Annotated in this window: 11 protein-coding genes and 1 pseudogene; 3 read left to right on the plus strand and 9 right to left on the minus strand. The window is 37.5% G+C overall.

Annotated features, from left to right (window positions below; all coding sequences use genetic code 11):
* Window positions 1-18: 18 nt before the first annotated feature.
* The 5 genes from ACSC97_RS04875 to ACSC97_RS04895 are packed head-to-tail and all read right to left on the minus strand — an operon-like array spanning window position 19 to window position 6008.
* Complete coding sequence (locus tag ACSC97_RS04875) at window positions 19-1449, minus strand: hypothetical protein (RefSeq protein ID WP_004756430.1); 1431 nt, start codon at window positions 1447-1449, stop codon at window positions 19-21.
* A gap of 18 nt (window positions 1450-1467) precedes the next feature.
* Entirely contained in the window at window positions 1468-2559 is a 1092-nt protein-coding gene (locus ACSC97_RS04880) for a TniQ family protein (protein WP_004756433.1), read from the minus strand.
* Window positions 2560-2578: 19 nt separating this feature from the next.
* Entirely contained in the window at window positions 2579-3430 is an 852-nt protein-coding gene (locus ACSC97_RS04885; protein WP_004756436.1) for a TniB family NTP-binding protein, read from the minus strand.
* Entirely contained in the window at window positions 3427-5316 is a 1890-nt protein-coding gene (locus ACSC97_RS04890; RefSeq protein WP_004756438.1) for a Mu transposase C-terminal domain-containing protein, read from the minus strand. The genes ACSC97_RS04885 and ACSC97_RS04890 overlap by 4 nt, the downstream gene beginning before the upstream one ends.
* A complete protein-coding gene (locus tag ACSC97_RS04895; protein ID WP_004756440.1) occupies window positions 5313-6008 on the minus strand; it encodes a heteromeric transposase endonuclease subunit TnsA in 696 nt (231 codons plus the stop codon). The genes ACSC97_RS04890 and ACSC97_RS04895 overlap by 4 nt, the downstream gene beginning before the upstream one ends.
* 114 nt (window positions 6009-6122) lie before the next feature.
* Between ACSC97_RS04895 and ACSC97_RS04900 the strand changes: the two are divergent.
* Window positions 6123-6773, plus strand: a pseudogene (locus ACSC97_RS04900) (ATP-binding protein); the annotation flags it as partial.
* Between the two features lie 35 nt (window positions 6774-6808).
* Here the strand turns inward: ACSC97_RS04900 and ACSC97_RS04905 are convergent.
* Both ACSC97_RS04905 and ACSC97_RS04910 read right to left on the minus strand, forming a co-directional pair.
* Window positions 6809-7597: a TorF family putative porin gene (locus ACSC97_RS04905; RefSeq protein WP_075695871.1), complete on the minus strand. Its 789-nt coding sequence runs from the start codon at window positions 7595-7597 to the stop codon at window positions 6809-6811.
* A 345-nt stretch (window positions 7598-7942) separates the two neighbouring features.
* Complete coding sequence (locus ACSC97_RS04910; protein ID WP_005403516.1) at window positions 7943-8713, minus strand: TorF family putative porin; 771 nt, start codon at window positions 8711-8713, stop codon at window positions 7943-7945.
* Between the two features lie 740 nt (window positions 8714-9453).
* On the opposite strand from ACSC97_RS04910, the gene ACSC97_RS04915 reads away from it, so the two are divergent.
* On the plus strand, window positions 9454-10779 hold the full coding sequence (locus tag ACSC97_RS04915) for an OprD family outer membrane porin (RefSeq protein ID WP_125297267.1): 1326 nt from the start codon (window positions 9454-9456) through the stop codon (window positions 10777-10779).
* A gap of 106 nt (window positions 10780-10885) precedes the next feature.
* Here the strand turns inward: ACSC97_RS04915 and ppa are convergent, their stop codons facing one another.
* Complete coding sequence (gene ppa, locus ACSC97_RS04920; protein WP_004957263.1) at window positions 10886-11413, minus strand: inorganic diphosphatase; 528 nt, start codon at window positions 11411-11413, stop codon at window positions 10886-10888.
* A 115-nt stretch (window positions 11414-11528) separates the two neighbouring features.
* The gene (locus ACSC97_RS04925) at window positions 11529-11927 is read right to left on the minus strand and encodes an MAPEG family protein (RefSeq protein WP_004957262.1); all 399 of its coding nucleotides are present in this window, start codon (window positions 11925-11927) and stop codon (window positions 11529-11531) included.
* 144 nt (window positions 11928-12071) lie between these two features.
* Here ACSC97_RS04925 and ACSC97_RS04930 point away from each other — a divergent pair, with 144 nt between their 5' ends.
* The gene (locus ACSC97_RS04930) at window positions 12072-12464 is read left to right on the plus strand and encodes a hypothetical protein (RefSeq protein ID WP_004957261.1); all 393 of its coding nucleotides are present in this window, start codon (window positions 12072-12074) and stop codon (window positions 12462-12464) included.
* Window positions 12465-12514 lie beyond the last annotated feature (50 nt).

Below are 12514 nucleotides of genomic sequence, written 5' to 3' on the forward strand. Positions count from 1 at the left end.
TCTATTTAAGAAATTTTTTCATAGATTATTAAAATATAAGTTTGGATTTGGTATCCAATATTGCTGATCACCAAGCCTCACTTCAAAGCCATCATCCAGCACCCTAAAATTAATACTATCCATATGATTAAAAATAGATTTATCCAAATTATGGAAATACATCAATCCTAACTTTATCCACTCTAGTGCATTAAAATTTTCCTCTGGGACTTTCATAATGGCTAACAGTTGTTTTTCCAGTTTCTTCATATTACTTTTCTCTGTTATTTTTTCATCTAGTACCCATGACGTATCAAGGTTCGTATCATAATTCTTGTTTAAAAAATTAAGAAAACCAACAATAGCGGAAGCTTGTCCAGGGGACTTAAATAAGTAATATTTTACGTGCCACATTGTTGGTAAATCTAAGCGTGATTGACTTACCAACAGCATTAAAGCAGATGCTGGTTTCATGGCTAAACGGGCAGAACGTATACTTGTTTTCCCTAAATCCATTTTATTTATTAAAACCTGATAGTAGTTCTGAAGAATTTGGGCTGAAAGTGATGAATCTGGACATGAGTTTGCCAGTTTTCTCAGTTGGTCAAATTCAGAACAGTGACCTTTAGATTGTGTATCTATATGCAGATAATGCACTGCAACCAACCACCGGATGGGCAGCTCATATTTGCGTAAACCACTTGTCCTTAGTCGATGTAATAAAGGCGCATAATCTGGGATCTGATCTCTCCAAAGATTATTGGTCTTTTCAAAAAACTGAATATGTTTATGAATTAGCAATGCAGCCTTATGTGGTCCTACCTCATGATCAAGCCAATTCATATATTCTTCAAAGTAACCTTTAAGACTTGGATTCACTAATGTATTAACTAGTTCCTTAATCCTATTGCCCAATATTCTTCGCCATGAACATGATTCACAATATTTTCCACATCCAGCAGGAATTTGTTGCTGACAGGTTAAGCATTGAAGTGGTGGACAGCTTAAACATTTTTTACAAAGCATTTTGCCTGACACAGCATCCTGTTCAACCGACCTATATCTTCTACAACTTTGGCATGTCTGGTAATCACGGGTTGCACACTTTGGGCAAACTCTTAAATTATCCTCAAAACGGCTGATACGAGACAAACGTTGTGATGCCACGCCACATCGCTCACAAGCTTGAAACTCTCTAAAATAAACTGAACAGCTATTACAAACAGGTCCTTGTGCCGTTATTTTTCCTAATGGATATTCTATACGTTGACATAGAATACACGGGCGATTAGTTTCACATTTTTGGCAAACAGCCAATTGATCAGTTTTGTGCAATCTTGAGCTTTTACCACATGATGGGCAATCCCGTTTTTTAAAAACTCGTACATAGCATTTATGGCAATAGTTACGCTGTTTATAGCATCGGTGTATCTTTTCAACCGCATCACCACATTCATCACACTGAGGCATGGCGTTTCCCTCCGAGCGTTATCCTAATTTTCTTTTTAATCTCAAAAACTTTCGTATTACAGCTTCCTTACTTTTAGGTTTTAGGGTATCAACCAATGCTCTCTTTGGAGGGTAGTTCCGATAAACTGAGCCTAACTGTTCTTCAATAGGTCTTAATATGGCTGGCAACTGGTTTCTCTTATCCCAAAATGAAGATCTGTTCATATTTAAAGATTGTGCTGTTTCAATAAATTTTTCTAGGGGAATGATGAGTAATTGATAAATACAGGAAAATAGCCGCTCTCTCTCGATAACTGGAAGTTGACTAACAACCAATCCATTCGAGATAAACTCAGAATGGGGCATCTGAATTTTGAGCTGTTCAAGAAAAGCCCATCCTTTTCCATTTATTGAGCCAGCTAGAACTTTTCTAATAAATTGTAAAAATAACTTAATCACCGTTAACCAATCATTTAGTGAAATCAACTTGTCTTGATAGGTTGCATAGCCTTGTTCCAAGAATTGACCAAAGACTTTTTGGAATGCCAGGGCATGACAATTCATAAAGCATTCATTAACTTCCAATAGGTTTTTTTTACATATTGAACAGCAAGTCATAACCTGATCAGGGGCTTCAAGTCGTCTAGGTTGAATGGCATTATGACAATGCGGACATTGATCATATAAACGCTGATTATGTTTAATACAGCCTGTATGCCAGGCAAAGCGCCAGTGTAAACGGAAATAGGCAACACCATCCTCAGACAAACACTTAGGACAATATTGCCAGCCACCTCGATGCTTACGGTTTCTTGTACCTAATACCAGATACCATGAATCAAGGGTTCCATTATCCAAGTTATATTTAATTAAGAAATTGCGAAGCGTAGCAGAATCAAATTGGCTTTCATCAATTTTTGTTGTAGTGGCCAAGGTTCGTAAATGCTCTGAGCTTAAACCTCGATCTACATCTACTGACCAAATTCGCCATTTGGGCCAGAGTACCCCAGTTAGACTTAATGGGTCACAACCACTATCAAGTGCAGCACGTATCAACCATGAAGACAATGCCTCATCTTTCTGTAAAGTCGTGGGGATAAACCATGAATGGACTTCTGTTGTACCTATCATACCCAGCCCTCCACATAGCTTATTTCACACTTTCTAGTAAGCTACGGTCGATAAACTCCTGACCAGAAACAATAGCTTTCTTTGCAGCTTCCCGTAAAATCGTTCGCAGATTACCTAAATTTCCATCGGTAATATCATGTAGATATTTTACTGTTGCTGGCTCAGCTAGTTTTGAAGCCTGTTTGAGTGGAAGAACTTTTTCAAACTTATTTACCATGGCTTGAAAGTCCTTATCTAGTTTCCATAAGGGCAAATTAACCACACGAAAACGACTTACATGCTGTGGATCAGTACGCAGGACACTAATCGCTTCTTCTGTACCAAACCCGACAATGGGTATCTGTGTTTCATTACACAAATACTTAATTGCATTCATTACAGTTCTTTGCTTAATCGGGCTGCCACATAATAAAGAATTCATTTCGTCGATAATGAGGAGTTTTACCTCGTAAAGTTTAAGGCAATGGACCACTTGGTAACGTAGCTTCGCAACGGGGTCTCTTTCTCGAAAGGGAACCCAGAACTTATCAAGAATAGCCATATACAAAGCTTTTTCATCAGGTGAAACAGGTGCCTGCACAATAATTACAGGTTTTACTGCATTATTTTCTGCATTGATATGACCCTCCCCATACAGCTTAAAGAACTGATTAATAATTGAGGTCTTACCATTATTTGGCTTACTCAATACCAGTAAGTTGGGCATACGGCTCCGCTTCGGAAGTGTCAGGAATCCTTTCAATTGGTCTAGTAAGTCATTGGCTGCTGGATACCCAATCCATCGGTCCTCTTCCAGGAAGTAGAGCCTGTCCTCAATAGACTGTTCCACAATAGGGCGAAACTCTTGAAAAACATGTGAATAGTTACTCATGAAATATCCTCATCATTTTCCAGTTCATCGAGAGGCAATAAACCATATACGCTTTCAAGCTGTTGCTCCAAAATCGTACTCTCTTGTTGATGTTTTTTGCCCTGAATTGATGCAGGGTTAACACTCATTTGGTGTTGGGTACTGCGCTGACGTGATCTGCGAGCCCGTCGAGTTTTAGTGCTTGCTTCCTGAACACGTTCCCTAAGTTTAGCTAGAGCCTGTCCAAGTTCATGATCTTTTAGATATTCGCCAGTTTCCTTCTTTAGTTCCTGAATCTTTTTGTGTTCCCAAATACTAAATGGCGGAATACTTTGATCCGCTAAAGGTACCTTAAAATAATTTTTGATTTCGGGATCAAAGAACCATATCTCACTAATATTTCTTGGATCACGCCTAAAGATAAATTTACGTTTTTCCTTTTGATTATAGGGGTCTACAGCATTAATCCAACCTCTTAATACATCAGCATAATAAGCAAGGCCATCAATTGTTACACCTGTTGTTTGAATCGTCCTTTCAAAACTTGGTAGAAAATCAAGAAAGAAATTATGATCATTTGCAGGCAATCTGGCAGCTCCAGAACCTAACGTGTTTTTATCGCCAAAGATACCCAACTCAAAAGCATGTAGTGGAGAAGTACCTAAAGCAGAGTGTTTTCTTTTGTGGTAAACATTACAGATAAAATCAATTAGCCAGTCCTCAAATTCGGAAAATGTGAAAACTGCTTCCGTATCTGAGTTATAGCCTTTTCTTTCAAAAATATTTGAAAAAGTTGTTCCTGGAACTGCGTGAATATCCGTTGCAAATGTTCCCATCAAACGTTCAATGTGCCCACCAAAACGTGGTTTTTTAACTGGTCGGTATTCCAGACGAATATCATGTGCCATACAGGCATTTCTGAAAGTTTCTGAGTGAAACTCAGGTCCATTATCGACATGAATGGTGTTCATAATTCCCCAGACAGGCCATTCAGCTTGAATCTTGCGCGAAGCTAGCCATTTCTCTTTGGGCAGTACAGCTTGAGAAACGCTCATTGCAATCGACATAACAGAGGGAGCATCTAATGATAAGTAATATCCCACAACTACCCTTGTACGCACATCAATTGCCAATGTAAGAAAAGGTCGTCCTATAGGGCACCTGCTAAAATCATCAACCAGAATAAGATCAACGGGTGTATGGTCAATCTGTACAACGGCAAGTGGATAATCAGCATGAGGGAATTTCCCTGCGGCAGGTGTAAATTTGTTATCGGCCTTTTCCTTATACCCCCTCTTACGAAGAGAGTCTCTCTGGCTAATCGCTGCAATACGATTTCTTACTGTATTGGCATGAGGCACCTCTAGGATATGGTATTCATGACATAAGCGTTTCACTTCAAGTACAACTTTTTGAACACTTATTCTTTGATTAGTTAGGTATAAATCGTTGATGGCTTTTTCAATGATTGCTTCAGCATGTTTATTAATTATCTTCTTGCCTTGTGGCAATCCCTCTTTTCTAGGTCGCAATCCATCAATAGTTCCATATGCTTTATAAATTTTTAACCATCTATATATGGTGGCTGGATTTATATCATGTTCCTGAGCACGTAATTCTACTTCCTTACGACCACTCACACCTCCCTCAATGAAAGGACGGATGATGTTGAAACGCCTTTCAGCCTCAATCCAGTCTTTATCAGCGATGAGCTCTAGATCTTCATGTTGTTCCACAGCTATTGACGGCCTTAATTCACTGATAGCCGCAACATTTTTCCTACCTGTATTATTGTTTTCAACAAAAACTGATTTCAGGTCAATGACTTCAATAATCGTATGGGGAATCCCTTTTATCTGAACAGGCTCCCCAGCAGCTATTTTGATATTCACACGTCTATCATTCATGACAAACTCCCACTTACCCAAAGTTCAGTAGATGGCTGTAAAGGTGCATTTAAATCGCAAACCAGATAACCATGAGCAACTAAATACCAAATTTGACTAATTCCATTTGCTCTGTCCCATTTGCCAAGGAAATGTCTGGCTAATAGAGTCTCAAAAGTTACGGCTCCTCGATCTCTCACATAAGCCAATAGGTGCATTGAATCGGCAGGAGGAAATTCCATCTTTCGGTACTTTTGTAAAAACATGGCATTCGACCATAACTGATCCCGAATCCGACCCTCATGTGCAATATGAAATTTCCAACCCTCTTCTTTGCATACCCTCATGGCAGCACGATATCTAGCTTTCCATAAATGTAAATTAACTTGCAATTCATCTATAGGTTTTACTTCAACCAGTTTAGGTGCAATAAATGGAAGAAAATCATCATGCTTATAAGTTACGAGAAAGTCAGGGGTATAAACTCGTTTCTGTCCATTATCAAAATACTCAATGGTAAAGGGTTGAGACTCAACAGCAAGAACATTAGGGTCAACCTCTAATCGAATGAGAAAATCGCGTTCCAATGTTGATTCAAAGGCCACTGCGGAATCTTTTTTAAAAGGGTATAAACCAGATACACTAATGCGTGTATTACCAATTTTTCTTCGAGCTGGTACGATGTTAACGGTGTCGCATGATTGATTGTTCATTCTAGGTTCCGTTGCATAGTTCTTTATAAAATTTGTCGCATAGTTCTTTGTAAAATGGGGTCTAAGTCATTGAGCCTAAATCATATTGTCGCATAGTTCTTTGGAAATGACAGAGGCTCTCAACCAAAACCTGGAGAAATTACGCTTGCTCATCGCGGCGTTTTGTTTTTAGATGAATTACCTGAATTCGACCGCAAAGTGCTTGAAGTTCTGCGCCAACCTTTAGAGTCTAAAGAAATCGTAATTTCTCGCGCGGCGAGACAAATGACCTTCCCTGCAAATTTTCAGTTTATCGCTGCAATGAATCCATGTCCTTGTGGATATGCATTTAATCAAGATAGTCGTTGTCAGTGTTCGCCTGAAAGTATCCAGCGTTATCAAAATCGAATTTCAGGTCCACTTTTGGATCGAATCGATCTGCATATCGATGTTCCACCCTTGCAAGCTCAAGAACTACAAGACCAAAAACCCTCAGAAAACTCTGAAACTGTTCGTCATCGAGTGATAAAAGCATATCAACAACAAATCAAAAGACAGCAATGCTTAAACCAAGCGCTTTCACCTCAACTTTTGGATCAACATGCTCGCTTAGACGAGGGATCTGCAAAAATTATTGAAGTAGCACAACAAAGGTTAAATCTTTCGGCCCGTGCTTATCATCGGGTACTTCGCGTTGCAAGAACGATTGCTGACTTAGCTGAGAGTGAGATGATTTCTAGCTCACATTTAACAGAAGCCTTGTCTTATCGAGGTAGCAATAGCTAAAAAGCGACCTAATGGTCGCTTTTTTCTCAAATCAGTTAGAACGCATAACCTAAAGCTAAAACAACTTTGTTTTTCTGTTTAGTTTCATCACGTGTATAACCGCCAAAAATGTAATCTAGACTCCACGTTGCGCCAGTTTCACCCAAAGGATGCGATAAACCTAGTGTAGCGTGTCGGAATGCAAAATCTGTTTTGGTGACATCACCTGGTTTTGCTTGATAAGCCAAGTACTCATCATCATCACCATAATAATAAGCTGCAACTTGTGCTTTACCTGTGAATCCGCCAGCTAATTTAGGTGCATAAGTTGCCAAGAAATAGGTATCACCTTTATTACCGAAAGTCACATTATTTAATAATGTCTGAGCAGTGATATTAAAGTCTTTGTAGCTCAGTCCGACAATTGTTTCATAACCCGTTGATTCCCAGCCTGGATAGTAATAATAAACAGTCCCACCAATTTGATAGCCCAAATCTTTTGTGATTTTTCCTTTGTATCCTGCATACAAATCATTTTCAAATGACTTCTTCTCTTCTTTTACATAAGTCGGTGAGGTATTAAAATCTGCATATGCAGCTGTCAATGTTGAAAACCAATAACCCAAATAAAAACCACTATCATGTGCATAATCAAGTCCACCTTGCACCGCAGGTGTATCACTTTCAGGTGAGTTGGTCATACCACGCAAGTTATAACTAGACACAACATTGATATTGCCTGTGATCGTACCTGGAAATGGAAGTTTTTTTTCTTCTGCCATAGTGAGTGTCGAAGCGAATGTAGCGACCCCTAAAGCAACAGCTTGAACTGCAAACTTCATCATATTGATTGCCCCTTTTTATTTACATTTGAATGATTTAGGTCTTAAAGTGAATCAATAGATATTTTGCAAATGCCATGCCATTATTGATAACAATGTATAATTAAATAAATTAATATAAAACAACTATTTAGATGCAAATTAGGATGGTTATTTTTTAGAATAAGTAAGTTGCAAAATTAATGATCGAATACCTAACCAAACTGGAGCAAAAAGCGTTCATTCTGGCGCAGTGATGCACGTAATACTTAACTCAATTTCAAACAATCAAATTGATTAAAAATAAAATGACTAAAGATAAAAAAGCCAGCAAATTGCTGGCTTTCAAAGCATCAATCAATTACATGATTAGAATGTTTTGTTTAATGTAAATACTGCACCTGTTTCAACACCACGTTTATATGGTTGAGCATTTGCATCAATGTTTGTTCCTACAGCAGCTAGTTCAGCTGATAAACCAGGTACTGATTTCACGCTATAAGTTACACCAACTTTCCAATCGACATAGTTATCGTCTTCACTACCGTTGTCACTAAAGTCGTAATCATCAGCTTTAGTATAACCAACGCTAGCTACACCACCAAAACCAGTATCAGCGAAAGGAACAGTATAAGTTGCGTTTAAATACCACGCATCTTCTTCTAAACCAAAGAAGTCGTTGGTGTAGTTAACAGCAGCTAAAAGACTGTCACCAGAAGCAATAACACTGCTGAATCCTAATTTAGCGTATAACTCAAGCCAGTTAAAATCTGAAGCACTTGGATAACCGTAATACCATAAACCAACATCTAATTTTGGCTTACCAGCAAATGGTAATTCAGTTGCATAACCTACATATGGGTCTAACTCCAAATGTGGATCAGCAGAACCAAAATTTACATTTGAACCCCATACCCCTGCATACAAACCAGAAGAATGAGATAAAGCAAAACCACCTTGTAATGCTGGATCACTTTGAGTTTGTGTCATACCACGATAACGGTAGTCTGTAGTTAAAGCAGCATTACCAGAAAAGCTAAGGCCATACTGAGATAAAGTATTTGTTTCTTCGGCCATAGTAAAAGTCGAAGTCACAGCAAAAATACTCAACGCGATCGCTTTACATGCAAATTTCATCATATTGATCTCCCCCATGATGGATATTCGACTGATTTATGTTTTAAGTTGCATCATTTTGTAATTAGCAATTGCTGTGCCAACTTTTAGAAATGCTTGCTAAATCTAGCTTCTGTTCAATAAGAGTGCTATCGACGCCATTTGGCTGTGCTGAAATATTATTTTTTCTTTAATAAGGTTCATTTTTCTGAACTATTAAGAAGAACTGCCATTGTTGCGCCTAAAAAATGCACAAAAATAATGCAATTCAATTTAATAAAAAGTGCTGTTCTCCTTAAATAACAATTAAATATGTTGATATAGCCTGAATCGCCCCCTAAAAGTGCACAGATAAAACTTAAATCTGCCTGAAAATAATGGTGCGTTTTTGTACAGCAAAAAATGTCATTCGTCGGGATGTAATTTTTTGCAAATCAGTCGAATAGCTTTTGATCAAAGAAAAAATAAATCATTAAAATAAAAGAGAAAAAATAGAAACAAATCACGTATTTTAAATGCATTAAGCTAAAAAATAATCAATATATTTTACGATTAAAATAAAACAATATATTAATAAAAATCAATATATTAATTTAAATATGATTTAATTTTAAACGATAATTAAATCATAAAATGTTAGCTTAATTTTGTGTAAAAATGATTAAAATAATTTAATAAAAATCTATATTTTTTATGTATAACTTATACAATTGGTCAAAATTTCTATTTGATCGAAATTGATCTTATTTATTATGAGGCCACCTATGCCAAAGGCAAAGAAACTAACATTAGCGGTTTTGATTAATGCCGCATTGATCTCCTCAACATATGCAAGCGAACAAAGCGAAGCTAAAGGTTTTGTTGAGGATGCAAATGGTTCAGTATTGTTCCGCACAGGCTTTTTAAATCGTGATAAAAAAGACGGTTTAACAAATGATACAAGCTCAACAGCGCAAACTGCCATTTTTGATCTTCAATCAGGCTTTACAAAGGGTGTTGTTGGCTTTGGTGTTGGCCTAGTAGGTGATGCATCTTTCAAGCTTGGTGCGAATAATAATACGGGTAATCAAATGATTCCTGTAGATGATCGTGGATTTGCTTATGATCATTGGGCTCGTGGTGGTGCCAATGTGAAAGCACGTATTTCCAACACAACCGTGACTTATGGTACACAGGTGTCAACACTTCCTGTCATGGCAAGTAATCAAGCCCGTTTAGTGCCTGAGTATTACACAGGTGTTTTCATTCAAAGTAATGAAATTCCAAATCTAAATGTAGTTGCAGGTAAATTCACAAAAAACCAAATGTCAAACCAAATTAGTACCGATAAAGATGTGACAGGTCAAGGGCTTGATCGTGCAGTAGTTTGGGGTGCTAAATATAAATTTAATGATCAACTCAATTCATCGTATTATGGCTTAGATGTTCAAGATAAGTTAGAACGTCATTATGCTAATGTAAACTTTACCCAAAGCTTAAAAGACAAGAGTACCTTAACACTTGATGCCATGGGTTATCATACAAAATGGGATAAAGATGCACTCACTGATTCACATACCACAGATGATCTAGCAAACCGTAAAAACTCGATTTGGGCTGTTTCAGTGGGCTATGGCAAAGATGTACATAATGTCATGCTTTCTTATCAAGATAACACAGGTAATACTGGATATGACTATGGCTATAATGCTGATGGTTTACAAAGTATCTGTGTCCCTAATTCCTATTTAGGTGACTTTAATGGTAATGATGAAAAATCTGTCGGGCTACAATATAACTACAACTTTAAAAATCACGGTTTACCTGGTCTAAACTGGACAACTGCATTTGTTTATGGTTGGGATATTGATATCGCTAAAATAACAGATCGCTCAAAAATCATTGACCAAGCCGAAGAACATGAGTTCTTTAACCAAGTCAAATATACAGTTCAAACAGGTGCATTGAAAGATGCAAGCCTACGTGTTCGCTATTCTTACTTACGTTCAAGTGATACCTATAATAATGTTTCTGGTCAATATGTCAGCAATGTCATTGGCTCAACCAATGAATGGCGTTTGTTCCTTGATATTCCTGTGAAACTGTTCTAATTCACAGCTTTATTTAAGTCATAAAAAAACCTCCATTCAATTGAATGGAGGTTTTTTTATCAGCTAGACTTTAAATCATAAAATCTAGCTGAATCTACTCAGAAAATTACTTCTTAGCAGCTTCGATCGCTTTAAGCACTTCAGCTTTAGCAACATCAGCACTTTCCCAACCGCTAATTTTTACCCATTTTCCAGGCTCTAAATCTTTGTAATGTGCAAAGAAATGCTCAACTTGGCTAATCAATAAAGGAGGAAGATCTGTATATTCTTTAACATCTTTATAGAGAGGAGATAACTTCTCATGTGGAACTGCGATGAGTTTCGCATCAATACCACCATCATCTTCCATATTTAATTTACCAACTGGACGGCAACGAATCACAGAACCAGCAGCAACAGGATGTGGAGTTACAACAAGAACGTCTAATGGGTCACCATCTTCAGATAATGTATTTGGCACATAACCGTAGTTCGCAGGGTAGAACATTGCCGTACCCATAAAACGATCTACAAATAACGCATCAGAATCTTTATCGATTTCGTATTTGATAGGTGCTGCATTTGCAGGAATTTCAATGATGACATAAATGTCGTTTGGTGCGTCTTTACCCGCAGGAATATTGCTATAACTCATATCAACACTCGTTTATATTGGTGAACTTAGATGTAAATCCGAGAGATTATAACGTGAATACAATGAAAATGATGCTAGAAAACCATCAGCTAGAGAATTTTCTATTTTATTTACCTTAAGTCATTTTGACAGTAATCACAAAAAGGAGAATCGGACAAAGTAGCGAAAAAAACCAAATGATCGAACGTAAAGTCGCTAAATTCGCTAGATAACAAATACCGTAAATCACGCGACAAACGATATAAGCCCAACCTAAAGTCATAATAAATTTCTCAGGTACCACCATATATTCAGCCATTAAAATAGCCGCAATAAACAAAGGTAGACTTTCAAAACTATTTTGCTGTACAGCATTGGCACGTGCGGCCAAACCTGTCGTTTTAGCGAGAAATTCACGCGGATTCTGATTATCTTTTGCTTGAAAACCACCCTTCGATTTTGCAATCAAGGTGAAAACATAAGGCAACAGACACGCGACGATAATAATCAATATAATGCCGCCAATACCTTGCATGCTCACATCCGTCACTTGAAATTCTTTTGATCATGCTATCATAACCTAAAATTTATTTAATTTTCATTTGTGTATATTCGACAAATCTCTCAAGTTTATATGCCGTCCACTTGTAACTCATTTTTAGTTTTCTAGGGTTAGACTATGCAACATCCAGATCAAAAAGAAATGTTTGAAGTACTTGCACAGCAACGACAACATCAAGTCCTCGTAGATCGTGTATTGAAAGTCGTGCTGCCAATCATGGCATTTTTACTCAGTGTCATTTGTGCAAACTTGAACTGGCAATCGACTCTAGGGACCTTTGTTATACTGACGATTGCCTTCTATGCTGTTGGGATTAAGCGTTTAACGCTTTGGCATTGGTTGAGTATTATTGTTGCTTACGCTGTAGCAGATAATTATTTTAGTTTTAATGGGATTGATCCTACTCGTCTTCGTTTTCAACTTGCCACAATGGTTGTATTTGTCGGGATTGTAGGCATCGGTCGACCGTATATTGATCGCTGGTTAATGAAGTCGAATAACGCTAAATAAACTCAAATAAAAAACGCCGCGATTGCGGCGTTTTTCCTGCATACCATTTT

The organism is Acinetobacter sp. P1(2025) (genome assembly GCF_051390655.1).
GTDB classification, from domain to species: Bacteria; Pseudomonadota; Gammaproteobacteria; order Pseudomonadales; family Moraxellaceae; genus Acinetobacter; species Acinetobacter junii.

Excerpts from the sequence above, each read along its gene's own strand:
- ACSC97_RS04875 (WP_004756430.1), bottom strand. The coding sequence starts at position 1,449 with ATGCCTCAGTGTGATGAATGTGGTGATGCGGTTGAAAAGATACACCGA.
- ACSC97_RS04880 (WP_004756433.1), bottom strand. The coding sequence starts at position 2,559 with ATGATAGGTACAACAGAAGTCCATTCATGGTTTATCCCCACGACTTTA.
- ACSC97_RS04885 (WP_004756436.1), bottom strand. The coding sequence starts at position 3,430 with ATGAGTAACTATTCACATGTTTTTCAAGAGTTTCGCCCTATTGTGGAA.
- ACSC97_RS04890 (WP_004756438.1), bottom strand. The coding sequence starts at position 5,316 with ATGAATGATAGACGTGTGAATATCAAAATAGCTGCTGGGGAGCCTGTT.
- ACSC97_RS04895 (WP_004756440.1), bottom strand. The coding sequence starts at position 6,008 with ATGAACAATCAATCATGCGACACCGTTAACATCGTACCAGCTCGAAGA.
- ACSC97_RS04905 (WP_075695871.1), bottom strand. The coding sequence starts at position 7,597 with ATGATGAAGTTTGCAGTTCAAGCTGTTGCTTTAGGGGTCGCTACATTC.
- ACSC97_RS04910 (WP_005403516.1), bottom strand. The coding sequence starts at position 8,713 with ATGATGAAATTTGCATGTAAAGCGATCGCGTTGAGTATTTTTGCTGTG.
- ACSC97_RS04915 (WP_125297267.1), top strand. The coding sequence starts at position 9,454 with ATGCCAAAGGCAAAGAAACTAACATTAGCGGTTTTGATTAATGCCGCA.
- ppa (WP_004957263.1), bottom strand. The coding sequence starts at position 11,413 with ATGAGTTATAGCAATATTCCTGCGGGTAAAGACGCACCAAACGACATT.
- ACSC97_RS04925 (WP_004957262.1), bottom strand. The coding sequence starts at position 11,927 with ATGCAAGGTATTGGCGGCATTATATTGATTATTATCGTCGCGTGTCTG.
- ACSC97_RS04930 (WP_004957261.1), top strand. The coding sequence starts at position 12,072 with ATGCAACATCCAGATCAAAAAGAAATGTTTGAAGTACTTGCACAGCAA.